The organism is Kitasatospora sp. NPDC032757, from assembly GCF_055579305.1.
The window spans coordinates 110900-134115 of sequence record NZ_JBVINN010000008.1; the positions used below are offsets into that span (position 1 = coordinate 110900).

Below are 23216 nucleotides of genomic sequence, written 5' to 3' on the forward strand. Positions count from 1 at the left end.
ACTCGGGGGGCGTTTAGGGGGGGTTCCTTTCTTGTGTCGCGTCCGCTTGGGGGGGGGGATCGCTCGTGTGGGTAAGGGGCGGGAATGGGCTGCGGCGGTCCTGGAGGAACGTTCCTCCAGGACCGCCGCAGCGGTCGCACCGACAGGTCAGTGGATGATGCCGGTGCGCAGGGCGACCGCGACCATGCCGGCCCGGTCGCCGGTGCCCAGCTTGCGGGCGATCCGGGCGAGGTGGCTCTTCACGGTGAGCGCGGAGAGGCCCATCGCGACGCCGATCGCCTTGTTGGACTGGCCCTCGGCGACCAGGCGCAGCACCTCGACCTCGCGGCCGGAGAGCTCCCGGTACGCGGCCTGCTGCGTGCCCGGCGCACCGGGGGCCCCGGGGGCGCCCGGCGCACCGGCCGCACCCGGCACGCCCGGCATGCCGGGACGGCGCATCCGGCCGGCCAGGCCGCCGGCGCCGATCGGCAGGCCGGGTCGGCCCGGCATGGCGACGTTGGTCCTGGTCCCGGTGACCACGTAGCCCTTGACGCCGCCGGCCAGCGCGCTGCGGACCGCGCCGATGTCGTCGGCGGCCGAGAGGGCCAGGCCGTTGGGCCAGCCCGCGGCGCGGGTCTCGGCCAGGATGGTCAGCCCGGAGCCGTCCGGGAGGTGGACGTCGGCGACGCAGATGTCGCGCGGGGTGGAGACCCGGGGGCGGGCCTCGGCGATCGAGGACACCTCGATCACGTCGCGGACGCCAAGCGCCCAGAGGTGCCGGGTGACGGTGTTTCGGACACGGGGATCGGCGATGACCACCATGGCGGTGGGCTTGGTCGGCCGGTAGGCGACCACGTTTGCGGGGTGCTCAAGAAGGACCGACACCAGGCCTCCTGCGGGGAGTGGCGGACGGAACCCCGATGGGGGCGGTCGGAGTGTTCCGCGTTTGGAAAGGGTCACAGTCTGCTTCGGCAGCAACCGTGCCCGGCTTTAGCGAAAGATCACGATCTAGTGAGTAACAATACGGACAAATCGCGCAGGTGACTGATTGCGACATGCCTTGAAATCGCACAAAATCGATCAGATCCAGCGCAGATCGGTCCGTTTCGACCGGTTAATTGACGCAGAGCGGATCCGAAGTCACACTCCGTCAGTCCTGGGGGTGGCGCCGGGCCCGCCGGGGCCGACCGGCCCGGACACCACTCGTCAGTGCGAGCGCGGGCGTCGGCGGGCGGGCATCGGGACCACCCCACCGAGTGACGGGACGTCGGCCGGCGGCTGCGGCGCCGGAGCGGCCGGCGGCAGGCCGGCGCTGATGCAGAGCAGGTCCCCCCAGGCCGCGAGGTGCCGCTCGAAGCGGCCGTCGGCCGGCGTCCAGGACGCCCGGATCTCGATCTCGGTGGACGACGCGCGGTCCGCCAGCGCGCCGAAGTACTGCGAGGCGCACCTGGTCACCGTCCCGGACGGCTCCGCGTACCCGGCGCCGTGCGTCTGCAGGGCGTCCAGCAGCCAGGCCCAGCCGACCTCCGAGAGCATCGGGTCGCCGGCCATCTCGGGCTCCAGCTCCGCCCGGGTCATCGTCACCACGCGGAAGTCCCCGTTCCAGGCCTCCTGCCCGGCCGGGTCGTACAGCAGCACCAGCCGGCCGTCGGCCAGCTCCTCGCCGTCCACCTCCACCGAGGCGGTCAGCGCGAAGGCGTGCGGGGCGAGCCGGCGCGGCGCCGGGGCGGGGGAGAGTTCGAGCTCGGGGCGCAGCCGCGCCCCTGTCAGGGCCTCGACCGCGGCACGGAACTCACTCGGCGCCGCCTCCCGATTCGTTCCGCCACCTGTTCCGCCACCCTGTGCGGGGTGCCCGCCGACCGCTGCCATGACCCGAAGACTAGGTCGAAAACCTGGGTAATCGCCGTAACTTCTGCCTGCGCGGCGTGCCGGGACGGCAAACCGGCCAGATCTTGGAGGAACCGACGAGCCCGCCCGGGGAGTCCGGTCCGGAGCGCGTGCGAAGATTTGAACCGTGAGCGAGACTACGGCAGACACCACGGCAGCCACCCAGGCTGGTACCACCCCCGGTCAGCAGTCCCCCGCGCGCCGCGGGGCCGCGCACGACTCCGCCTTCCTGCGCGCGTGCCGGCACGAGCCGGTGCCGCACACCCCGGTGTGGTTCATGCGCCAGGCGGGCCGCTCGCTGCCCGAGTACCTGAAGGTCCGCGAGGGCATCCCCATGCTGGAGTCCTGCATGCGGCCCGAGCTGGTCAAGGAGATCACCCTCCAGCCGGTGCGCCGGCACAAGGTGGACGCGGCGATCTTCTTCAGCGACATCGTGGTGCCGCTCAAGGCCATCGGCATCGACGTCGACATCAAGCCCGGCATCGGCCCGGTGATCGCCGACCCGATCCGCACCGCCGAGGACCTCAAGCGGCTCCGCCCGCTGGAGCCCGACGACGTCCCCTACATCACCGAGGCGGTCGGCCTGCTCGTCGACGAGCTCGGCTCCACCCCGCTGATCGGCTTCGCCGGCGCCCCCTACACGCTCGCCAGCTACCTGGTCGAGGGCGGCCCGTCCAAGAACCACGAGAACACCAAGGCCATGATGTACGGGCAGCCCGAGCTGTGGGCCGCCCTCGTCGACCGCCTCGCCGACATCACCTCGGCCTTCCTCAAGGTGCAGATCGAGGCCGGCGCCTCCGCCGTCCAGCTCTTCGACTCCTGGGTCGGATCGCTCGCCCCCGACGACTACCGCCGCTCGGTGATGCCGGCCAGCACCAAGGTCTTCGACGCGGTCGCCGGCTACGGCGTGCCGCGCATCCACTTCGGCGTCGGCACCGGCGAGCTGCTCGGCCTGATGGGCCAGGCCGGCGCGGACATCGTGGGCGTCGACTGGCGGGTGCCGCTGAACGTCGCCGCCGAGCGGGTCGGCCCCGGCAAGGGGCTGCAGGGCAACCTCGACCCGGCGGTGCTCTTCGCGCCCACCAAGGCCGTCGAGACCAAGGCCCGCGAGGTGCTGCACGCCGCCCAGGCGCTCGGCAGCAGCGGCCACATCTTCAACCTCGGCCACGGTGTGCTGCCCAGCATGGACCCGGACGCGCTCAGCCGGCTGGTCGCGTTCGTGCACGAGGCCAGCGCGCGCTGACCCCGGCGCAGGACTTCGCGGCGGGCCCCCTTCCGGGCGGAAGGGGGCCCGCCGCCTGTCCGGTCAGTCGTCCTGCACCTCCCGGCCGGCCTGCTCCTGATCCTCGGACTGCTCCTCGCCGCCCTGCCGCCGGGAGGGCGGACGGACGGGCATCGGCGGCACCGGGGTACCGGGCCCGGCGGTCCGGCGCCGCAGGACCAGCCGGAACACCAGCCCCGCCGGGGCGAGCACCAGCAGGAACGGCGTCACCGCCGCGATCGCCACGGCGACCGCGCGCACGACCGCGACCAGCACGTCCCAGCCGCCGCCCAGCGCGGAGCCGACCGACCCCCAGAAGCCCTCGTCCTTCTTCTCCCGGGCGTCTGGCCGGTCGTCGACGGGCTTCGGCTCCCGCCGCACGTCCAGCGTGACGGTCGAGAGCGACGTCCGCGCCGACAGCTCCTTCAGCTGCTTCTGCAGCGACTCCAGATCCGCCTCGCGCCGGCTCAACTCGCTCTCCAGGCTGGTGATCTCGCCCAGCGACTTCGCCTGCGCCATCAGCGCCCGCACCCGGTCCACGCTCGCCTGCTGGGTCTGCACCCGGCTCGACACGTCCGCCACCTGCTGGGTCAGGTCGTCCGCCTGGCTCCTGCGCGACAGCACCTCGCCGAGCGCGGCGAGCTGGTCCAGCGTCTGCGGGAAGGCCGCCGACGGCACCTTGACGGTGATCTGGCCGCTCTGCCCGGCGTTCTCGTCGCCCCCGCCGGTCACCGTCTCCGCGCCGACGTAGCCCCCGGCCGAGGACGCCAGCTCGCGCGCCTTCGCCAGCACCCCGGGCACGTCCTTGCTCCGCAGCGACAGCTGCGCCGTGTAGGCGATCAGCCTGGTGTCGGCCACCGGGACGGCGCCCGGCTGCCCCGCTCCGCCGGTCGCCGGCGCGCCGCCCGGCTTCTCGGCGGCCGAAGGCTGGGCGGGGGCCGCGCCCACCGCGGGCGCACCCGCCGCCGGGGCGGCCGCGTCCCGCTTGGCCGCCGCCGCACTGTCCGCACCGCGCTCGGCGCCGCCGGCGCCGCACCCCCCGACCAGCACCACGGCGGCGACCACCACCGCCGCCGCCCCCGCTCTGCGCCCTGCTCCGCGCCGTCCTCGCACCACGATCGATCCTCCCCAAGTCCCCTGTGCGGCACCCGGATCGGGATGCCACGACCATGGGACGGCGGAATCGCCGGATCGGACCCGCCCCGGAGATCGCAACTCGATCACGGCTCGGCAGCGGCCCGGACAAGGCGCTGCCCGGCCTGCCCCGCCGTCATCTCGATGCCCGCCGCGCCGCAGCAACGCCGCCGTCACCCCGTCGCCGGCGCGCAGCCGCCCGCCGAAGCCGCCGTCGTAGATCCGACCGCACCCGCACGACGGACTGCGCGCCATCAGCAGGGGCCCGTCGCACCCCGGCCGCCTCGGCGGTGGCCGGCGCCGGCCGCGCCCCGTCCAGGAACTCCTCCGTGCAGTCCGCCCCCGCAGACCGGGACCGCATCGTCAAGGTGTGCAAGTACGCCGAGGCCGGGATTCCGCATGACCGGGTGACCGAGGACGAGGACGCACGACCGGTGGTGCACGTCTACGCGTTGGACGAGCCCACCGCCGCCTACGTCGCCGCCGGGATCTTCCGGGGCCGGTTGGAGCGGCCCGTTCCGTTCCCCGTGGACATCGGCCTCGACGCGCTCGTACCTGCGCCGCATCGGTCGAAGCGGGCGGATTGCGGCAACGGTGTAAGGACCTGCGAGACTGCGGGGCATGGCGCAAGCACAGGTCGTGGTGATCGGCGGGGGTATCGCGGGGCTGGCCGCGGCCGCGTTTCTCGGTGGGGCGGCGGGGGAGCCCGCGAAGGCGCGGGTGACGCTGCTGGAGGCGTCGGAGCGGCTCGGCGGGAAGCTGCTGGGCGGGGAGGTCGGCGGGGTCCGGGTGGACCTGGGGGCCGAGTCGATGCTGGCCCGGCGGCCGGAGGCGGTCGAGCTGGCGCGGGCCGTCGGGCTGGGCGCGGAGCTGGAGCCGCCGACCACCGCCAAGGCCGCGATCTGGACGCGCGGCGCGCTGCGGCCGCTGCCGGGCGGCCAGGTGATGGGCGTCCCGGGTGACCTGGAGGCGCTCGCCAAGGCCGGGGTGCTCACCGCCGAGGGGCTGGAACGGGCCCGGCACGAGGGAGCCGGCGAGGGCGTCGCGGACGACGTCGCGATCGGCCGGTACGTCGCCGACCGGCTGGGCCGCGAGGTGGTGGACCGGCTGGTGGAGCCGCTGCTGGGCGGCGTCTACGCCGGGCACGCGGACGAGATCTCGCTGCGCGCCGCGGTGCCGCAGCTGCTGTCGATCGCCCGTGGCGGCGGCTCGCTGGTCGAGGGCGTGCACGAGCTGGCCACCCGGCCGCAGACCGTCTCCACGCCCGTCTTCCAGGGCCTGCGCGGCGGTATCGGCACCCTGCCCGAGGCGGTTGCCGCGGCCTGCGCGAAGGCCGGCGTCGAGCTGCGCACCCGCACCGCCGTCGCCGAGCTGCACCGCACCGCCGGGGGCTGGCGGGTGGTGACCGGCGACGGCGGGACCCTGGAGGCGGACGCCGTGGTGCTGGCCGTGCCCGCGCCCGTCGCCGCCCGGCTGCTGCGCACCGAGGCGCCGGGGGCCGCCGCCGAGCTGGACACCGTGGAGTACGCGGGGATGGCGCTGGTGACCCTGGCGTTCCGGCGCACCGATCTGCCGGAGCCGCCGGCCGGCAGCGGCTTCCTGGTGCCGCCGGTGGACGGCCGCCGGATCAAGGCGTCCACCTTCTCGTCCAACAAGTGGGGCTGGCTGGAGCGTTCGGCCCCCGAGACCTTCGTGCTGCGGACCTCGCTGGGGCGGCTGCGCGAGGAGCAGCCGCTGGAGCTGGCGGACGAGGAACTGGTGGCGCAGTCGCTGGAAGACCTGTGCGAGGCGATCGGCCTGACCGCCCGGCCGTACGACACGGCCGTCACCCGGTGGCGGGCCGGCCTGCCGCAGTACCCGGTGGGCCACCTCGACCGGGTGGCGCGGATCCGGGCGGCGGCCGGCCGGGTGGGCGGGCTGGCGCTCTGCGGGGCCGTGTACGACGGGGTGGGCATTCCGGCGTGCATCGCGAGTGCACGGGCGGCCGTCGCCGCGCTCGACAAAGTGTTGACCCCGCCGACCGGGGAGAACGTCACGGAGAGGACAATGGGCGCATGACTGAGACCGTTGAGCAGCAGCCGGAGCAGCAGCCCGAGAAGAAGAAGGCGCGCGACCTGAACCAGGTCATCCGCTACACCATGTGGTCGGTGTTCAAGCTCAAGGGCGCGCTGCCCGAGGACCGCACCGCCCTGGCCGCCGAGGTGGACGAGCTGTTCGCGCAGCTCGCCGCGAAGGACGTCACGGTGCGCGGCACCTACGACGTGTCCGGTCTGCGCGCGGACGCCGACATCCTGGTCTGGTGGCACGCGGAGGACTCGGACGACCTCCAGGAGGCGTACAACCGCTTCCGCCGCACCGGCCTGGGCCGCGAGCTGGAGCCGGTCTGGTCGAACATGGCGCTGCACCGCCCGGCCGAGTTCAACAAGTCGCACATCCCGGCGTTCCTCGCCGACGAGCGCCCGCGCGACTACGTCTGCGTGTACCCGTTCGTCCGCTCCTACGAGTGGTACCTGCTGCCGGACGCCGAGCGGCGCGCGATGCTCGCCGAGCACGGCCAGATGGCGCGCGGCTACCCGGACGTGCGGGCCAACACGGTGGCCTCGTTCGCGCTCGGCGACTACGAGTGGCTGCTCGCCTTCGAGGCGGACGAGCTGCACCGGATCGTGGACCTGATGCGCGACCTGCGCCCGTCCCGCGCCCGGCTGCACGTCCGCGAGGAGGTGCCGTTCTTCACCGGCCGCCGCAAGCCGGTGAGCGAGCTCCTCAACGGCCTGGTCTGAGCGACGGTCCGATCTTCCGCAGGGCCGGCTCCCCGGACGGGGAGCCGGCCCTGCGTGTGTTCCGGTGGCACCGTCAGTGCCGGTGGCGCAGGGCCGCGCGGAGGCGGGGGTCGGGGACGGCGGCGGGGCCGATCATGGCGACGGCGGTGAGGAGTTCGCGCTCGTCGTCGTCGGTGAGGCCGTGCTGGCGGGGCGGCCGGACCTCGCGGAGCACCTCCTGGCCGACCGGGGAGGCCCAGCGGGTGTAGGGGTAGACGTCGACCCGGGCCATCAGCAGCGTGCCCGAGGTGAGCACCAGCGGGAGCGAGAACCAGGCGAGCGGCGCGAGCGCGTCACCGTCCGAGATGCCGCCGACGGCGACGGCGGCGGCCATCAGCACCAGGGAGAGCAGCAGTGCCTGCCGGACCTGGCGGATCACCAGGACGGTCTGCTGCTGGACCGGCGCGGGGGTGGCCAGGCCGGCCAGGGCGAGCCGGCTGCCGATCTCCAGGACGGTGGGGTGGGCGGCCATCGCCCGGCGCAGGTCGTCCGTGCGGCACTGGCCGTCCGGGCCGGCGGCGGCGATGACGGCCCGCTCCAGCCGGCTGCGGCCCTTGGGGTCCACCACCGTGGTCCAGCCGGTGTGGGCGAGGTGCAGCCGGCCGCGGGAGGCCATCAGGACGAGGGCCAGTTCGACCACCCGGTCCGGGCCGCCCGCGAGGTACGCCGTCTCGTACAGGCCGATCCCGACCGCCTCGGGCGGCCGGGGCCCCTCCTGGCCGGCGAGCGCGTCGGCGGTGGCGGTCATCCGGACCAGCCGGATGCAGGAGAGCACCGCGGCGGCGCAGGCCGGTATCAGGAAGAGCAACCACATGGGCTTGTTGTAGACCCGCCTTCACACTGGGCGGAACGGATTCCCGGACCGCGATACCGAACTGTGACTCGGGAGGCCGGTGGGCCTCAGGACCCGCAGGAGCTGCCGCCGCCGCAGCTGGACGACGACGAGCCGCAGCTGGAGGAGGACGAGGACCCGCAGCTGCTGGAGGAGGAGCCGCAGCCGGAGGACGAGGACGAGCCGCAGCTGCCGGAGGACGAGCCGCAGCTGCTGCTGCCGCAGCTAGAACCGGAGGAGCCGGAGTCGGAGGACCCGCCGCACCAGGTGGCCGCGGAGCTGCAGGAGGAGCCGGACGAGGACGACGAGGACGAGGAGTACGAGGACGCGCCGACCGCCGCCCTGGCCTGCTCGGCCGCGGCTGCGGCGAGCATCGCCTCCTGCAGCTCCGCGTCGGCCAGCCCGGACGCGGCCAGCCCGCTGAGCGCGACCGCGCCGAGCAGCGCGCCGCCGGTCGACCCGGCTGCCAGGCCGGCACCGGGCTTCCACGGGCTGCCGGTGGTCATCAGGGCGAGCTGGCGGCGTCCGGCCGGGGTGACCCGGCCCTTGAGCGGCCAGGTCACGATCATCGAGACCAGCCAGACGGCCAGCAGCACCAGCGGGATCCAGATCGCCGGACGGTCCGCGTCCGCGTCGCCGTTGTCGAGGACGTAGGCGAGGACGGTGCTCAGCACCACGGCCGGCAGGGCGAGCCAGAGCAGCCGGCGCGCCACCCTGGCCCGGTGCAGCCGGACGGGGTTGCGCATCAGCCCGCGGTCGGCGAGCTTGTCGCCCAGCTCCTGGACGGCGGGCGAGCGCATCACGTCACGGCGTAGCCCGGCGAGCTCCCGCTGCCTGCCCGGTCCGCCGGCCTCGATGATCGCCAGGTCGACGGCGTCGTACGGCTGCTCGGAGGTCAGCGTGACCAGGCCGGCCCGGTTGACGACGGCCCGGCCCGCCTGGTGCATCCGGACGAACGCGGTGTCGAAGACCCGGCCGGGACCGCCGGAGAGGAACGCGGTGTCCAGCAGCGGCAGCCCGCGGCCGGGCAGGCCCTTGGCGTGCGGGACCTTCTTGACCAGCTGCTTGGTCTGCGACGCGTAGAGCGCGGCGGCGACCAGCAGGACGGCAGGGACGAGGAAGTACGAGTTGTGCCACATGGGCGGTTCCCCCGGGTGGTGAATGGGCGGAGAGAAGGTCAGTGGGGCCGGCGGGCGGGCAGCAAGGCCCGGCGCAGGCGGGTGAGCGGGCCGGGCGGCTGCTCCGGGGCGGGGCCGCGGAGCCACTGCTCCAGGGCCCGGCGCTCGTCCGGGCCGAGCCCGGTGCCGTCCCGGGGCGGGTCGTTGTCCAGCGCCCAGGCGGCGAAGGCCCGGGCGTCGGCGCGGTAGCCGCCGGTCTGCGGGCGGGTGCCCGCGTAGGCGAGGAAGAGCGGTCCGTACTGCCGGCCGAGCAGCCGGCGCAGCTCCGGCGCCACCTTGGCGGCGGTGTCCCGGCGCTTGGCGGCCAGGCCGGCGGACTGGGCGCGGACCTGGGCCGGGTCGAAGCCGGGCGGTACCGGCCCGCCGGCCACCAGGGCGGCCAGCAGCTCCTCCTGGCGCCGGGCCAGCCGGGCGCGGGCGGCGTCGGGCTCCACGGGCTCGGACCGGTCAGCCATCGCGCCGGGCCCCGTCCAGCACGCGCCGGATGGCGTCCAGTTCGGCGGCCAGTTCGGCGGGCGGCGGGAAGTCGGCGTCCCGCTCCAGCAGGACGCCGGGCGGTGCGACCCGCGCGCACAGCTCGGCCAGCACCTCCAGCACCGGCTCGGTGACGGGGTGGGCGTGGGTGTCGTGCCAGACGCCGTCCACCAGCTGCCCGCCCGCCACGTGGACGTAGGCGAGGGCCTCCAGCGGCAGGCGGTCCAGTTCGGCGGCCGGGTCCACGCCGAGGTTGACCCGGTTGGTGTGCAGGTTGGCGACGTCGATCAGCAGCCGGACGCCGGTGCGTTCGACCAGTTCGGCGAGGAACTGACCCTCGGTCAGCTCGTCGTCCGGCCAGGCCAGCTGGGCGGCGATGTTCTCCAGCGCCAGCGGCACCGGCAGCTGGTCCTGCGCGATCCGGATGTTCTCGGCGATCACCTTCAACGCGTCTCGCGAGCGCGGTACCGGCAGCAGGTGCCCGGCCTCCAGGCCGCCGGCCCGGACGAACGCCAGGTGCTCGGTGACCAGCGGTGAGCCGAGCGCGCCGGCGGCCTCGGCGAGCCTGCCGAGCCGGGCCGGGTCGGGCCGGTCGGCACCGCCCAGGCCCAGCGAGACGCCGTGCGGGATCACGGTGACGCCGCGCGCCCGCAGGATCCGCAGCGACTCGGGCAGGTGGCCGGCGCAGACGTTCTCCGCGACCACCTCGACCCAGTCCAGGCCCGGCTGGCGCTCGACCACGACGTCGATCTCGCTGCGCCAGCCGAGGCCCACGCCGAGCGTGGTGGCCCGGGTGCCGCCGCCCCGGGCGGCGAGGTCGCCCCCGGCGGGCGCGGTGCCCTTCACGGGCGCTTTCAGGGCAGGGGAGGTCATCGGTGCGCCCCCTTCGGAGGGCTGGGCGGGGAGCCTTCGGTCGGCGCGGACGTCGTCGGCAGGGCCGGACCGGGCTGTTCTGCTGAGGATGTCCCCGGGAGCGGCGACTGCCAAGCCTCACCCGGTCTTCTCAGAGCATTATTTGAGCTTGCCGGCCCCGTGGTGAGGGACCTTGGTCCCTCCGGAGCACGGACCCGCAGGTGGGGGCGGAAATACGGAGGCGAACCACCGTTGCGGGGAGCTACCGTGACGCACCTATGAACACACTGACGATCCGTGACTTCCGCCCCGCCGACGCCGAGGCCGCGGCCGCCGCCCACAGCGCGGGCCGTGAGCACCTGGTGCTCACCCCGGAGGTGTTCCGGTGGATGGACGCCAACTTCCCGCCCGGGCAGCACCACCGGACCTTCGTCGCCGAGGTCGACGGCCGGGTGGCCGGTGCACTGCGCTGCGGCCTGGTCACCGGTACGACGACCAGGGGAGTCGGCTACGCCAACGGCAGCATCCTGCCCGCGTACCGGCGGCGGGGCGCGTTCACCGCGCTGCTGGCCGCCGCCGAGGCGCACCTGGCCGAGCACGGCGTCGCCGAGGTGCACAGCTGGGTGGACGAGGAGCCGGGCTCCCTGCAGTTCGCCGCGAACCGGGGCTTCACCGCCGGGCGGACGGCCCACTTCGCCGGCCGTGACCTCTCGCTCCCGCTCCCGGCGGCCCCCGCGCTGCCGGCCGGTGTCGAACTGCGCCCGGCGAGCGAGTGGGTGGACAACCCGTACCCGATCTTCGTCGTCGAGGCGGACGCGGTCCGCGACGAGCCGGGCGAGGTCGAGATGGACGCCGCCGACTACGAGGAGTTCCTCAACGGAGCCTGGGCCCGGCCGGACTTGGACCGCGAGCTGACCGTCGTCGCCGTCCTCGACGGCGAGCCGGTCGCGTTCAGCGCGGTGCAGACGGACGGCGCGGACCGCTACTGGTCGGCGTTCTCGGCCTGCCGGCGGGACTTCCGGGGGCGGGGCCTGACCAAGCTCGCCAAGCTGGAGTCGCTGCGCCGGGCACAGGCGGCCGGCTACCGGCGGGCGTACACCAGCAACGACGCGGCCAACGCGCCTATGCTCGCGATCAACGAGTGGCTCGGGTACGAGCGCTGCGCGAGCGAGCGGAAGTTCGTCAAGCGGCTGGACGGCTGAGCGGCGCAGCGTCCGGCCGACGGGCGGGAACGGGAGGGCGCGGCGCGGCCTCACTCGAAGGAGTGAACTGGGCGCATTTCCCGCCGTGGGCGCCGGGTGGACTGCAGTGCCGGGAGTTCCTGGTGTTCTACGGGGCATCACCTCACGGCAGACAGTTCGTGCCCGAGTCTTCCGTGCGGGGGATGGTATGGAGATCCTGCTTCAGGTCCTGGTCGGGTTCGTACCGGCTGTGATCGGTTTTCTCGCGGCCCGTTCCCTCGCGCGGGCCCGGCTCTTTCTCCGCTACGGCTTCCTCCGTGCGCTGCTGGCGCCGTACAGCCGGGTGCAGATCATCACCCCCAGCATCGAGGTGGCGGAGTTCGCCTTCGCCAAGGACGGCCGACGGCTGACCAGCCGGGGGCCGAAGAACGTCCTCTTCATGCCGATGGCCGAGGCGCGGGCGATCGCCCAACTCATCGACCTGCTGCGGAAGGTCAACCGGAAGGCGACGATCGAACTGGTCGCGGCCGGTTCGCAGGACCCGAGGATGCCGACGTTCTCGATCGGCGGCCCGAGCGTCAACCCGTACTCGGCGACCGTGCTCGGCGCCGCGTTCCCGGACTTCTGCATCGAGTACCCGGAGGCGGCCCGGGCCCGGTGGGGCGGGATGACCTTCGAGACGCAGTACAACGCCGCGGACGAACTGATCCGGGACCACGGCTTCGTCTTCGTGACCCGCACCTCCCGGCACGCGCCGTGCATCGTGGTGTGCGGGGTCTTCGCCTTCGGCTCGGCGATGGCGGTGGAGGCGCTGGCGGCCGCGGGCCGGAAGTCGCCGCTGGCGGCGCTGTTCCGCAGCGGGGAGAAAGGATTCGCCGCGGTGGAGGGGCGGGTCATCGGCCTCGACACCGTGGACGTGACGGTGGAGGTCTGCCGGATCCTGCCGGCGGCGTGACGGAGAGCCGTGCGGGCGCGGCGCGAGGATGACCGGCCTCCTGCTTCGCCGGCCGGCGGGCCCGGCAGGCCCCCTGCTTCGCCGGCCGCCCCGTCCCGCCTCGAGGCGAATCGGCCCAGGACCGTGCCGGTGCGAAGTCGGACAGGTCGGGGCGCTCCGGGGCGGGAAATGGCTTGAATCGCAGGGGTTTTGCTCCACACCTGTCACATCATCGGCATAATCGCGCACATGACGACCAGCCGCGCGAACGTGAGCGCGATTGCCGAGGACCTGTACGTGTGGCTTCCGCCCAAGCGCGGCTGGGGGCTGGCCAACTGCGGGCTGCTGGCCTCGCCGAGGACCGCGCTCTGGATCGACACGCCCTACGACCCGTCCCTCGCCGCGGAGTTCCTCGCGGAGAGCCGGCAGCGGCTGGCCGACGGCGTGACCGTCGACCGGGTCGTCGTCACCCACGCCAACGGGGACCACCTCTGGGGCGCGGGCGTGCTCCCGGACGCCGAGGTGATCGCCACCCGCGAGGCGCTGGGCCACATCCACTACGAGCCGACGCCGAAGCAGCAGCACGCGCTGGTCTCGGGCAGCGACCCGGGGTCGCTGCTCGGCGGCTACCTCCGGCGCCACTTCGGCCAGTTCGACTGGTCGGCGACCGAGCCCGTCCACCCGCACACCGTCTTCAGCGGCGAGCTGGAGCTCCGGGTGGGGGAGTACCCCGTGCAGATCACCGCGCTGCCGTCCGCGCACACCGGCGGTGACCTGATCGTCCACCTGCCGCACCAGCGCGCGGTGTTCACCGGTGACGTGATCTTCGGCTCGACGCCCGAGCAGCCCGGCGACCACCCCTCGCACTGGGCCGGCCCGCTGGAGAACATCGTCGGCGCCTGCGAACAGGCGCTGGCCACCGGCGCCGAGATCTTCGTCCCCGGCCACGGCCCGGTGCTGGACCGCGCCGGGGTCCGGGACCACATCGCCTACCTCGCCCACGTCCGCGAGCGCGCCCACGCGCTGCACACCGCCGGGATACCCGCGCTGGACGCCGCCCGGCGGATCATCGCCGAGCAGCGCCATTCCGAACTCGGCCTGCCCGAGCGGCTGGTGCTCACCGTCGCCGCCGAGTACCGGCACCTGGACGGCAGCGAGGTGCCGAACGTCCTGGAGGCGATGAGCCAGGTCGCCCTGGTGGCCAAGGAGCTGGACGAGGACGCCGGCCGCCCGCCGCGGCCCCGGCAGGACGCCCCCGCCCCCGCCTGACCCGGCGCCCGCGCCGATCCGCCCCCAGCCCCCTTCGTACGAGGACGTCCGAGGACTTCGATGATGCAGATCGCGCTGCTCGCCCTGGCAGTGCTCGCGGTCGCCGCGCTCGCGGCTGCCGGTGTCCTGGCCCGCCTACGGACCCGTGCGCTCGCCCGGGCCGCCGCCGCCGAGACGGCCGCCGCCCACGGCGAGGAACGTGCCCGCGCCGCCGACGGCCGGCTGGCCCGCGGCGAACAGCAGCTGCGCGAGGCGCAGGCGGTCACCCGCCGGGCCACCGAGGAGGTACAGCGCACCGAGACCCGGGCGCTGGCCGCGGAGGGCCGGGCCCGCGAGGCGGACCAGCGCACCGCCGAGGCGGAGCACCGCGCGGCCGAGGCCGACCTGCACGCCCGCGCGGCCGAGGACCGCACCGCCGAGGCCGTCCGGCGGGCCGCGGAGGCCGACGAGCGGGTCCGTGCCCTGCTGGCCGAGGTCGGCCACCTCGCCGCCGAGCGGGTGAGCGCCGCCGCGCTGCGGCTCATCCACCCCAACGCGCCCGCCGACGGCGCGCTGGACCCGCAGGCCGTCGGACCCGAGGCCGTGCGGGTGCTCCAGGCCGTCCTGGACGCCGCGACCACCGCCGTCACCGACGAGCGCGAGCGGGTCGACGCCGCCGCCCGGGCCGCGATGCGCGGAGCCACCTCCAAGATCCAGACCCTGCTGTACCAGATCCAGAGCCTGGTCCAGCAGCTCCAGCACGACAACGACGACCCCCGGCTGCTGGAGCTCGACTTCCGCAACGAGGTCGCGCTGCGCCGGATCCAGACCATCGCCGTGCTCTGCGAGGCCTGGCCCGGCCTGGCCCGGACGGACTCGCCGCTGGCCGAGGTGGTGCTCGGCGCGCTCTCCCGGGTGCCCGGCTACGCCCGGATCAAGGTGGCCAACCACCTGCGGGAGAACCGGCTGGCCGTGGCCGCCCGGGCCGCCGAGCCGCTCGCCATCACCATCGCCGAGCTGCTCGCCAACGCCACCGCGTACTCGCACCCGGAGACCGACGTCCCGGTCACCGTCCAGCAGGGCGGCCGCGGGGCGCTGGTGATCATCGACGACAGCGGCATCGGCATGGAGGAGGACCAGCTGCGCCGCGCCCGCCGGCTGCTGGCCGGCCCGCCCGAGGTGCTGCTCACCGAGCTGGGCAACCCGCCGAAGACCGGCTTCGCGGTGGCCGGCAAGCTGGCCCGTCAGTATGGCTTCGCCTGCCACATCGAGCCCTCGCCGTATGGGGGCATGCGGACCATCGTGCGGATCCCGGCCGGGCTCCTGACCGTGGTGGACGGGGAACAGCAGCTCTCGGTGCTCACCCCGCTGCCGCTGCGCGCCGGGACGGGGCCGGCCCCCGCGCCGACCGTCCAGGTGGTGCCGGCGCCGCGCGCCGAGCCCGGTGACCGGACCGGGCACGACGTGCCGCCTCGGCACGACCTGCCGCCTCGGCACGCCGTGCCGGCCATGCACGTGGTGCCGCCGGTGCACGACGTGCCGTCCGACGGCAGCGGCCTGCCCAGCCGGCGCAGGCGCCAGCCGCTCGCCCAGCAGCCGGCCGGCGCCCGGGCCGGCGGGGCCGTCGAGGGCGCGCCGGACGACACGCTCACCGGCCCGGCCGGCCGGACCCCCGAAGAGGCCGCCGCCCGCTGGCAGGCGCTGCAACAGGGCACCGGCTCCGGACGGGCCGCCGTCGCCCGGGCGGCGGTCTCCGACGGCGGGCACCCGGCCGCCCCGCAGCCGGACGCAGACACCCCTCACACGGACGTCCCGCACCCGGACACCCCGCATGCGGACGCCCCGCACCCGGACGCCGAGCGTGCCGACGGCCCGGCCCCCGCCGCCGGCACCGCCGACCGCACCGCCGACCGCACCGCCGACCGCACCGGCCCCGGGGCCGCCCGCCCGGGCCCGACCGGCCACCGCCCCGCCCAGCCCTCCGAAGGAGCCGAGCAGTGAGCAGTACGCCCAGCCCTACCGCCACCGATGAGATCTCGTGGGTGCTGACCCCGTTACTCGAGCTGCCGGGCGTCCTGCACGCGGTCATCGCGACCGGTGACGGCCTCGTCGAGGGCGCCTCGGACGGCCTCGGCCGCGCCTCCGCCGAGCGGGTCGCCGCGATGACGGCCACCGTGCACGCCGCCGCCCGCGCGTTCACCACCGCGTTCACCGACACCGAGCACCCGCAGCTGGCGCAGACCGTGGTCGAGTCCGACCTGGGCTTCGCCATCGTCGTCCCGGCCGGGGAGAACACCTCGCTGGCCGTGTTCACCACCTCGGAGGCCCAACTCGGCAACGTGGCCTACCAGATGCAGGTCCAGGTCGCCGCCCTGGGCCACGCCCTGGCGAGCCCGGCCAGGCGGCAGGACGCCAGCGCCCGGTCATGACCGCCGTACCCCGCAGGCGGATGGTCCCCGCCTACCTGGCCACCGGAGGCCGGACCCGCCCCGGCACCGAGGGCTTCGAGCGGCTCACCGTGCTGCACGCCACCGGCGCCGAACCGCCACCGGCCCTGCAGGACCTGGAGGGCGAGCACCGGCGGCTCTGGGAGCTGCTGCAACCCGGCGCACTGACCGTGGTGGAGGCCGCCGCCCACCTGAGGCTCCCAGTCAGCGCCACCGTCTTCCTCGCGGCCGACCTGGTCGAGGCGGGCTGTCTGCGCGCCCGCGCCCCGATCCCCCGCGCCCAGCAGACCGACCGCTCCATCGTCGAGAGGCTCCTCGTTGGACTCCGCACACTCCGGTAGCGCCGGGGGCCCCGCCGGCCCGGTCGGCGGCTCCGGCACCCTGGCCGGCAGCCCCGGTGGCCCCGTCGGCGGCCAGGCAGACAGCCGGTCCCGGACGGGCCGCGTGGGCTACCTGCCCGACCGGGACCAGACGCTGATGAAGCTGGTCGTCGCCGGCCCGTTCGGCGTCGGCAAGACGACGCTCATCCGCACCCTCTCGGAGATCCCGACCCTCCACACGGAGGAGGCGATGACCGAGACCGGGGCCCCCGTCGACAGCACCGCGCTGCCGCCCGGCAAGGCCACCACCACGGTGGCGGTGGACTTCGGCCGCCTCACCCTGCCCGGCCAGGTGGTGCTCTACATGTTCGGCACCCCCGGCCAGCGCCGCTTCTTCCCGCTCTGGCAGGACATCGCCCGCGGCGCCGTCGGCGCCCTCGTCCTGGCCGACACCCGCAGGCTGGCCGACTCCTTCGAGATCATGGACATGGTCGAGGAGCAGGGCCTGCCGTACGCGGTCGCCGTCAACCGCTTCCCCGACGCGCCCGCACACCCCGTCGAGGTGCTCCGGGCCCACCTCGACCTGCACGCCGAAACCCCGCTGGTGCTCTGCGACGCCCGCGACCGCGGCGCCAGCCTGGACGCGCTGATCGCGCTGGCCGAGCACGTCCTGCACGGCCTGCCCGCAGCCCCCGACGCCGCCCCGGAGCAGCCGTGACCAGCACCGACACCACCAGCAGCACCGACACCACCGGCAGCACCGGCACCACCGGCACCACCGGCACCACCGTCACCGGCGCCGCCACTGTCACCGCCACCGCCGTGCGCGCCACCGGCACCGGCCCCGTGCGCGCCGCAACCGCGCCCGCCGACAGCGGCCCCGTCCCGATCCACGGCCCGGCGTTCGCCGCCGACCCGCAGCTCGTCTACGACCGGCTGCGCCGCTACGGCCCCGTCGCCCCGGTGGAGCTCGCCCCCGGCGTCGAGGCCCTGCTGGTCACCGACTACCAGGCCGCGCTGGACCTGCTCCGCGACACCGACACCTTCTCCAAGGACCCCAGGCCCTGGCAGCAGACCGTCCCGCCGGACTCCCCGCTGCTGCCGATGCTCGGCTACCGCCCCACCGCCTTCTTCGCCGACGGCGCCGAGCACGCCCGCTACCGTCAGGTGATCACCGACGGGCTCGCCCTGCTCGAACCGCACCTGCTGCAGCGCCGCATCGCCGAGGTCGCGCACCAGCTGATCGACGCCTTCGCGGCCACGGGCTCGGCCGACCTGATCTCCGAGTACGCGCGCCGGCTGCCGGTGGCCGTCTTCAACACCTGGTACGGCGTGCCGGAGGAGCACAGCGCCCGGCTGGTGGCCGGTATCGCGGACATGATCGAGTCCACCGAGAAGTCGGTCGCCGCCTACCTGCACCTCGTCTCGGTGGTCACCGAGATGGTCGCCGACCGCCGCGTGCGGCCCCGGCACGACCTGACCTCGTGGTTCCTCACCCACCCGGCCGGGCTGGACGACGACGAGGTGGTCCGGCAGATCACCCTCACGATGATCGCCGGGCACGAGCCGACCGCCAACCTGATCGCCAACGCCCTGCTGCGGCTGCTCACCGACGCCCGCTACGCCGGTTCGCTGTTCGGCGGTGCGATGACCGCGCACCAGGCGATCGACGAGGCGCTCTGGCACGAGCCGCCGCTGGCCAACCTCTCCGCCCACTACCCGCGCTACGACGTCACCTTCCACGGCCGCGAGATCCCGGCCGGTTCGCTGGTGCTGGTCTCCTACGCGGCCGCCAACTCCCAGGCCGCGCCGCCCATCGACGGCACCGAGCTGGGCAGCGGCCACTCCGCCCACCTGGCCTGGTCCGCGGGCCCGCACGCCTGCCCGGCCCGCGACCCCGCGCTGCTGATCGCGATCACCGCCATCGAGCAGCTGACCAGCCGCCTCAGCGACCTCGAACTCGCCACCCCGGCCGAGCACCTGCTCTGGCGCCCGGGCCCCTTCCACCGCGCCCTGGTCCACCTCCCGGTCCGCTTCCAGCCGGTCCCCGGGTAGCGCGGAGGCCCGGGAACCGAACGGTTCCCGGGCCTCCGGCACGCCGGGTCAGGCCTCCTCGGCCGGCTTCAGCGTCAGCGAGATGCTGTTGATGCAGTAGCGCTGGTCCGTCGGCGTCCCGTAGCCCTCGCCCTCGAAGACGTGCCCGAGGTGCCCGCCGCACGTCGCGCACCGCACCTCGACGCGGCGCATGCCGAGCGTGGTGTCCTCGATGTACTGGACGCGGTCCCCGGCGAGCGGCGCGTAGTAGGACGGCCAGCCGCAGTGGCTGTCGAACTTGGTCTCCGAGCTGAACAGCTCGGTGCCGCAGGCCCGGCAGCTGTAGACGCCGACCGTCTTGGTGTCGGTGTACTCACCGGTGAAGGGGCGCTCGGTGCCCGCCTCGCGGAGGACGTGGTACTCCTCCGGCGTGAGCTGGGCGCGCCACTCGGCGTCGGTCTTCTCGATCTCGTAGCTCATGACAGCGCACTCCCGGAGGCGGTGGACTCAGACGTTGGTGGCAACGTTCGCGAGGTGCCCGAGGATTTCCGGCCCGAGGTTGGTGACGTCCCCCGCGCCCATCGTCAGCAGCAGGTCGCCCGGGCGGGCCAGGCCGGCCAGCAGGGCGGGGGCGGCGTCGAAGGCGTGCTCGGCGGTGACGTCGGCACCGGCCCGCTTGGCCGCGTCGATGATCAGCTCGCTGGTGACGCCGGGGATCGGGTCCTCGCGGGCCGGGTAGATGTCGAGGACGACGGAGGCGTCGGCGAGGGCGAGCGCCTGGCCCATCTCCTCGGCGAGCTGCTGGGTGCGGCTGAACAGGTGCGGCTGGAAGACCACCAGCACCCGGCCCGCGCCCTCCAGTCCCTCGCGGATCGCCTCCAGGTCGGCGGTCATCTCGGTCGGGTGGTGGGCGTAGGAGTCGATCACCTGGACGCCGCCCGCCTCGCCCTTGAGCTGGAGCCGGCGCCGCACGCCGGTGTAGGCGCCGAGCGCCTTGGCGAGGTCGGCGGCCGGGACGCCGAGCGCCACGCCGGCGGCCAGCGCGGCGACCGCGTTGTGGGCGTAGTGCCGGCCGGGGACCGAGACGGTGAAGGCGAGCTCGTCGCCGTCCAGCAGGACGGTGACCTCGCTGGTCATGCCGCGGGCGACCACCGACAGGACGCGGACGTCGGCGTCCTCGGCGGCGCCGACGGTGACGACGTTCAGGCCCTCGCGGCCGGCCACCCGGGAGGTCAGCTCGCGCGCACCGGAGTGGTCGGCGGAGACGACCAGGGTGCCGCCGGGGGTGATCCGGCCGACGAAGGTCTCGAAGGACTCGTAGATCTCGTCGATCGAGGCGTAGTTGGCGTGGTGGTCCAGCTCCACGTTGAGCACGATCGCCACCTCGGGCGCGTACTTGTGGAAGCTGCGGTCGCTCTCGTCGGCCTCGGCGACGAAGATCTCGCCGGTGCCGTGGTGGGCGTTGGAGCCGGGCGCGTCGAGGTCGCCGCCGATCGCGTACGAGGGGTCGAGGCCCAGCTCGCCGAGGGCGACGGCGAGCATGCTGGTGGTGGTGGTCTTGCCGTGGGTGCCGGCCACGGCCAGCGCCCGGCGGCCGCCCATCAGCGCGGCCAGCGCGTCGGAGCGGTGGACGACGGGGATGCCGCGCTCGCGGGCGGCGGCCAGCTCCGGGTTGTCGGCGCGGATCGCGCTGGAGACGACGACGCTGCTGACGCCCTCGGGCAGGTTCTCGGCGGCGTGGCCGATGTGCACGACGGCACCGAGCGCGCGCAGTGCCAGGACGGTCTCGGACTCCTTGGAGTCGCTGCCGGAGACCCCGGCGCCGCGGACCGCGAGGATCTTCGCCAGGCCGGACATCCCGGCGCCGCCGATGCCGATGAAGTGCGGGGCGTGCAGGTCGTGCGCGGCGTCGTTCAAGGCGGGGCTCCGTACGGGCGGGGTCAGGAACAGGGGGACAGCGGGGTCGGACGTGCGAATCGTCCTCGCGGACGGGCCGCAAGGACGATTCTGCACCACCGGTGGCGGCCTCCTCGTGCCCGAGGGCGGGCAGGCAGGGAGGCTCAGGAGTCGCTGGCGAACAGTCGCAGCACCGGGACACCCACCTTGTGCCGGGCCTGGGAGGCCCAGTCGCGGTGGAAGAACTCCTCCACGAAGTGCGGCGAGGTGAGCACCACCACCTCGTCGGCCCGGTGCTCCTCGACCACCGTGCGCAGCCGGTCCAGCGGCTTCTCCTCGACCAGCTCGCCGACCGCCTCGGCCCCGGCCCGGCGCAGGTGGCGCAGGCTGTGCTCCAGCGACTCGCCGGCCACCGTCGGCTCGTCGCCGGACTCGTCGTGCTCGCGCACCACCTTGTCGAGGTGGCCGAGCGCGACGTCGTCCAGCGCCCGCAGCAGCTCGTCCTGCTTGCCGCGCGGCTGCATCAGGACGACGAAGGACACCTTCTCGTCGCTGTGGAGCGTGGTGACCAGCTCCACATCGGCGTCGGAGAGCGCCTTTTCGATCATCAGTACCGTCTTGAACACGTGAATCCCTTCCAGTGGCCGGCCCCCGGGCCCCGGCATCGCATCCCATACTGCCCGGCGGAAGCTTTCCGCACGCTGCCCACCCGTCACACGGGCCACGCGGACGAAAGCTCCCGAACGGGATCGGGATCACGCTCCGGGGATCACGGGGTCGGCGAGGCCGAGTGCGGGTGAAGACGCAGGTAGCGGGTGAAGAGGAATCCTTTCTGCTCGATCAATGAGACCAGTCGCATCCGCTGCACGTCAGGCATTTCCGCATCGTGGATGATGCGCGGCGCGTCGCCGGCCGTGATCAACGGAGCCAGCGACAGGCACAGCTCGTCCAGCAGCCCCTGGGCCGCCAGCTGTCCCAGCAGCCGCGGGCCGCCCTCGCTCAGCAACCGCGTCCAGCCCCGCCCGGCGAGCGCCGCGACCGCCGCCCGCAGGTCCACCGAGCCCTTGCCGGCCACCACCACGTCGGCCACCTCGGCCACCGCGCGCCGGCTCTCCGCCGGGGCGTCCTCGGTGGTGATCACCACCGTCCGCACCAGCGGCTCGGTGAACAGCGGCGCCGCGAGGTCCAGCCCCAGGGAGCGGCTGACCACCGCGATCGCCGGGGCCGGGGCCTGCCCGGCCGCCCGGCGCGCCGCGGCGAACTCGGCCCGCGCCCGGCCAGGGCGGTAGCCCTCGGCGCGGACCGTCTCGGCGCCCACCAGCACCACGTCCGACAGCGCCCGCAGCACCCCGAAGATCCGCTTGTCGGCGTCCCCGGAGAGCCCCTCAGAGAGCCCGTCCAGCCCGGCCCCGCCGTCCAGGCCGGCCACCATGTTGGCGCGCAGCCACGGGCGGCCGTGATTCACCTGGTCGGGGTACGCGTAGACGGCGGCGAGCGACTCCAGCGAGGCCGGATCGGCGAACGGCTGGGCCAGCGGGCTGATCAACTGATGCATACCGCCAGTCTTCCACCGGGCTCCACCGATGGCCCCGCCCTGAGCCGTGCGGGACCAGGCGTACCCTCTACTAACGTGCCCGCAGCAGCCCCACACCCCGACGCCGCGACCGTGACCGGGTCGATAGCCACCGCCCCCGTCGCGCTCACCGACCGGCGCCCCGTCGTCCCCGCCGAGCGCCTGGTCGCCGAGATGGTCCCCCCGCCTCGCTTCTCCGACGTGAGCTTCGGGACGTACATCCCGGACCAGACCCAGCCCAGCCAGTACGAGGCCGTGCAGGTGCTGGAGCAGTTCGCCGGCACGCTCAACAGCGGCAACGGCTCCGCCCCCCGGCGCAGCTGGTTCCGCCGCAGCGCCCCGGCGCCCACCGGCCCGGCCGGCGTCTACCTGGACGGCGGCTACGGCGTCGGCAAGACCCACCTGCTCGCCTCGCTCTGGCACGCCGCGCCCGGCCCCAAGGCCTTCGGCACCTTCGTCGAGCTGACCAACCTGGTCGGCGCGCTCGGCTTCCAGCAGGCCGTGCAGACCCTCTCCGGGCACAAGCTGCTCTGCATCGACGAGTTCGAGCTGGACGACCCGGGCGACACCGTCCTGGTCTCCACCCTGCTCGGCCGCCTGGTCGAGAACGGCGTCAAGCTCTGCGCCACCTCCAACACCCTGCCTGAGAAGCTCGGCGAGGGCCGGTTCGCCGCCGCCGACTTCCTGCGCGAGATCCAGGGCCTGTCCGCCCACTTCCGCCCGATGCGGATCGACGGCCAGGACTACCGCCACCGCGGCCTCCCGGACGCCCCGCCGCCGTACGCCGACGCCCACGTGGACGCCGTCGCCGCCCGCACCCCGGGCGCCTCGCTGGACGGCTTCGACGCGCTGCTGGCCCACCTCTCCGCCGTCCACCCCAGCCGCTACGGCGCGCTGCTGGACGACGTGCGGGCGGTCTGCCTGCGCGGGGTGCGGCAGGTCGACGACCAGTCCACCGCGCTGCGCCTGGTCGTCCTCGCCGACCGGATGTACGACCGCGAGCTGCCGATCACCGCCTCCGGCATCCCCTTCGACCGGGTCTTCCCGGAGGAGATGCTGCGCGGCGGCTACCGCAAGAAGTACCTGCGGGCCGTCTCCCGCCTGGTCGCCCTGGCCCGGGACAGCGCCAAGGCCGGCGCCGGGGACCGCGCGGAGTAGGCACCGGCT

At 74.5% G+C, this 23216-nt stretch carries 21 protein-coding genes and 2 pseudogenes; 12 read left to right on the plus strand and 11 right to left on the minus strand.

The window, feature by feature from the left end; translation table 11 throughout:
• Window positions 1-147: 147 nt before the first annotated feature.
• Window positions 148-864 carry a LuxR C-terminal-related transcriptional regulator gene (locus ACZ5WK_RS13420; RefSeq protein WP_405361588.1) on the minus strand — a complete coding sequence of 239 codons (717 nt, stop codon included), beginning with the start codon at window positions 862-864 and terminating at the stop codon, window positions 148-150.
• Between the two features lie 321 nt (window positions 865-1185).
• On the minus strand, window positions 1186-1848 hold the full coding sequence (locus tag ACZ5WK_RS13425) for a DUF3000 domain-containing protein (protein ID WP_465547477.1): 663 nt from the start codon (window positions 1846-1848) through the stop codon (window positions 1186-1188).
• A 247-nt stretch (window positions 1849-2095) separates the two neighbouring features.
• Here ACZ5WK_RS13425 and hemE point away from each other — a divergent pair, with 247 nt between their 5' ends.
• Window positions 2096-3109 carry a uroporphyrinogen decarboxylase gene (gene hemE, locus ACZ5WK_RS13430; protein ID WP_465547535.1) on the plus strand — a complete coding sequence of 338 codons (1014 nt, stop codon included), beginning with the start codon at window positions 2096-2098 and terminating at the stop codon, window positions 3107-3109.
• 63 nt (window positions 3110-3172) lie between these two features.
• Here the strand turns inward: hemE and ACZ5WK_RS13435 are convergent, their stop codons facing one another.
• On the minus strand, window positions 3173-4243 hold the full coding sequence (locus tag ACZ5WK_RS13435; protein ID WP_465547478.1) for a DUF4349 domain-containing protein: 1071 nt from the start codon (window positions 4241-4243) through the stop codon (window positions 3173-3175).
• Between the two features lie 180 nt (window positions 4244-4423).
• A pseudogene (locus tag ACZ5WK_RS13440) lies at window positions 4424-4609 on the minus strand (2-thiouracil desulfurase family protein); the annotation flags it as partial.
• Between the two features lie 273 nt (window positions 4610-4882).
• Here ACZ5WK_RS13440 and hemG point away from each other — a divergent pair.
• Window positions 4883-6319: a protoporphyrinogen oxidase gene (hemG, locus tag ACZ5WK_RS13445; protein WP_465547479.1), complete on the plus strand. Its 1437-nt coding sequence runs from the start codon at window positions 4883-4885 to the stop codon at window positions 6317-6319.
• Window positions 6316-7041, plus strand: a complete 726-nt coding sequence (gene hemQ / locus ACZ5WK_RS13450) for a hydrogen peroxide-dependent heme synthase (protein ID WP_465547480.1) — start codon at window positions 6316-6318, stop codon at window positions 7039-7041. The genes hemG and hemQ overlap by 4 nt, the downstream gene beginning before the upstream one ends.
• Before the next feature lie 73 nt (window positions 7042-7114).
• Here hemQ and ACZ5WK_RS13455 read toward each other — a convergent pair whose 3' ends face one another.
• From ACZ5WK_RS13455 to ACZ5WK_RS13465, 3 genes and pseudogenes are all read right to left on the minus strand, one after another.
• The gene (locus ACZ5WK_RS13455; RefSeq protein ID WP_465547481.1) at window positions 7115-7894 is read right to left on the minus strand and encodes a TIGR04222 domain-containing membrane protein; all 780 of its coding nucleotides are present in this window, start codon (window positions 7892-7894) and stop codon (window positions 7115-7117) included.
• 86 nt (window positions 7895-7980) lie between these two features.
• A complete protein-coding gene (locus ACZ5WK_RS13460; protein ID WP_465547482.1) occupies window positions 7981-9051 on the minus strand; it encodes a TIGR04222 domain-containing membrane protein in 1071 nt (356 codons plus the stop codon).
• A gap of 38 nt (window positions 9052-9089) precedes the next feature.
• A pseudogene (locus ACZ5WK_RS13465) lies at window positions 9090-10437 on the minus strand (multinuclear nonheme iron-dependent oxidase).
• A 257-nt stretch (window positions 10438-10694) separates the two neighbouring features.
• Between ACZ5WK_RS13465 and ACZ5WK_RS13470 the strand changes: the two are divergent.
• The 8 genes from ACZ5WK_RS13470 (at window position 10695) to ACZ5WK_RS13505 (ending at window position 18601) form a co-directional block, all read left to right on the plus strand.
• Entirely contained in the window at window positions 10695-11618 is a 924-nt protein-coding gene (locus ACZ5WK_RS13470) for a GNAT family N-acetyltransferase (RefSeq protein WP_465547483.1), read from the plus strand.
• Window positions 11619-11805: 187 nt separating this feature from the next.
• The gene (locus tag ACZ5WK_RS13475) at window positions 11806-12552 is read left to right on the plus strand and encodes a hypothetical protein (RefSeq protein WP_465547484.1); all 747 of its coding nucleotides are present in this window, start codon (window positions 11806-11808) and stop codon (window positions 12550-12552) included.
• A 228-nt stretch (window positions 12553-12780) separates the two neighbouring features.
• A complete protein-coding gene (locus ACZ5WK_RS13480) occupies window positions 12781-13800 on the plus strand; it encodes an MBL fold metallo-hydrolase (RefSeq protein WP_465547485.1) in 1020 nt (339 codons plus the stop codon).
• Between the two features lie 60 nt (window positions 13801-13860).
• Window positions 13861-15780, plus strand: a complete 1920-nt coding sequence (locus ACZ5WK_RS13485) for an ATP-binding protein (RefSeq protein ID WP_465547486.1) — start codon at window positions 13861-13863, stop codon at window positions 15778-15780.
• A complete protein-coding gene (locus ACZ5WK_RS13490) occupies window positions 15777-16208 on the plus strand; it encodes a roadblock/LC7 domain-containing protein (RefSeq protein ID WP_465547487.1) in 432 nt (143 codons plus the stop codon). Before ACZ5WK_RS13485 ends, ACZ5WK_RS13490 begins: the two co-directional genes overlap by 4 nt.
• Window positions 16205-16567: a DUF742 domain-containing protein gene (locus ACZ5WK_RS13495; protein WP_396320539.1), complete on the plus strand. Its 363-nt coding sequence runs from the start codon at window positions 16205-16207 to the stop codon at window positions 16565-16567. The genes ACZ5WK_RS13490 and ACZ5WK_RS13495 overlap by 4 nt, the downstream gene beginning before the upstream one ends.
• Window positions 16568-16703: 136 nt before the next feature.
• Window positions 16704-17264, plus strand: coding sequence for a GTP-binding protein (locus ACZ5WK_RS13500; protein WP_465547536.1), 561 nt, complete (start codon window positions 16704-16706; stop codon window positions 17262-17264).
• 128 nt (window positions 17265-17392) lie between these two features.
• The gene (locus tag ACZ5WK_RS13505) at window positions 17393-18601 is read left to right on the plus strand and encodes a cytochrome P450 (protein WP_465547537.1); all 1209 of its coding nucleotides are present in this window, start codon (window positions 17393-17395) and stop codon (window positions 18599-18601) included.
• A gap of 48 nt (window positions 18602-18649) precedes the next feature.
• Here the strand turns inward: ACZ5WK_RS13505 and msrB are convergent, their stop codons facing one another.
• From msrB to ACZ5WK_RS13525, 4 genes are all read right to left on the minus strand, one after another.
• Window positions 18650-19060, minus strand: a complete 411-nt coding sequence (gene msrB / locus ACZ5WK_RS13510) for a peptide-methionine (R)-S-oxide reductase MsrB (RefSeq protein ID WP_465547488.1) — start codon at window positions 19058-19060, stop codon at window positions 18650-18652.
• Window positions 19061-19087: 27 nt separating this feature from the next.
• Entirely contained in the window at window positions 19088-20476 is a 1389-nt protein-coding gene (murC, locus tag ACZ5WK_RS13515) for a UDP-N-acetylmuramate--L-alanine ligase (RefSeq protein ID WP_465547538.1), read from the minus strand.
• Window positions 20477-20640: 164 nt separating this feature from the next.
• Window positions 20641-21102, minus strand: a complete 462-nt coding sequence (locus tag ACZ5WK_RS13520) for an indole-3-glycerol phosphate synthase (protein ID WP_396320536.1) — start codon at window positions 21100-21102, stop codon at window positions 20641-20643.
• Between the two features lie 143 nt (window positions 21103-21245).
• Window positions 21246-22031 carry a dihydrofolate reductase family protein gene (locus ACZ5WK_RS13525; protein ID WP_396320535.1) on the minus strand — a complete coding sequence of 262 codons (786 nt, stop codon included), beginning with the start codon at window positions 22029-22031 and terminating at the stop codon, window positions 21246-21248.
• A gap of 75 nt (window positions 22032-22106) precedes the next feature.
• Between ACZ5WK_RS13525 and zapE the strand changes: the two genes are divergently transcribed.
• Window positions 22107-23207, plus strand: a complete 1101-nt coding sequence (gene zapE, locus ACZ5WK_RS13530) for a cell division protein ZapE (RefSeq protein ID WP_465547489.1) — start codon at window positions 22107-22109, stop codon at window positions 23205-23207.
• Window positions 23208-23216 lie beyond the last annotated feature (9 nt).

Coding starts and splice junctions, on each gene's coding strand:
- ACZ5WK_RS13500 (WP_465547536.1), top strand. CDS start 16,704: ATGAAGCTGGTCGTCGCCGGCCCGTTCGGCGTCGGCAAGACGACGCTC.
- ACZ5WK_RS13525 (WP_396320535.1), bottom strand. CDS start 22,031: ATGCATCAGTTGATCAGCCCGCTGGCCCAGCCGTTCGCCGATCCGGCC.
- ACZ5WK_RS13470 (WP_465547483.1), top strand. CDS start 10,695: ATGAACACACTGACGATCCGTGACTTCCGCCCCGCCGACGCCGAGGCC.
- ACZ5WK_RS13485 (WP_465547486.1), top strand. CDS start 13,861: ATGATGCAGATCGCGCTGCTCGCCCTGGCAGTGCTCGCGGTCGCCGCG.
- ACZ5WK_RS13475 (WP_465547484.1), top strand. CDS start 11,806: ATGGAGATCCTGCTTCAGGTCCTGGTCGGGTTCGTACCGGCTGTGATC.
- ACZ5WK_RS13425 (WP_465547477.1), bottom strand. CDS start 1,848: ATGGCAGCGGTCGGCGGGCACCCCGCACAGGGTGGCGGAACAGGTGGC.
- ACZ5WK_RS13480 (WP_465547485.1), top strand. CDS start 12,781: ATGACGACCAGCCGCGCGAACGTGAGCGCGATTGCCGAGGACCTGTAC.
- hemG (WP_465547479.1), top strand. CDS start 4,883: ATGGCGCAAGCACAGGTCGTGGTGATCGGCGGGGGTATCGCGGGGCTG.
- msrB (WP_465547488.1), bottom strand. CDS start 19,060: ATGAGCTACGAGATCGAGAAGACCGACGCCGAGTGGCGCGCCCAGCTC.
- ACZ5WK_RS13460 (WP_465547482.1), bottom strand. CDS start 9,051: ATGTGGCACAACTCGTACTTCCTCGTCCCTGCCGTCCTGCTGGTCGCC.
- hemQ (WP_465547480.1), top strand. CDS start 6,316: ATGACTGAGACCGTTGAGCAGCAGCCGGAGCAGCAGCCCGAGAAGAAG.
- ACZ5WK_RS13495 (WP_396320539.1), top strand. CDS start 16,205: ATGACCGCCGTACCCCGCAGGCGGATGGTCCCCGCCTACCTGGCCACC.
- ACZ5WK_RS13455 (WP_465547481.1), bottom strand. CDS start 7,894: ATGTGGTTGCTCTTCCTGATACCGGCCTGCGCCGCCGCGGTGCTCTCC.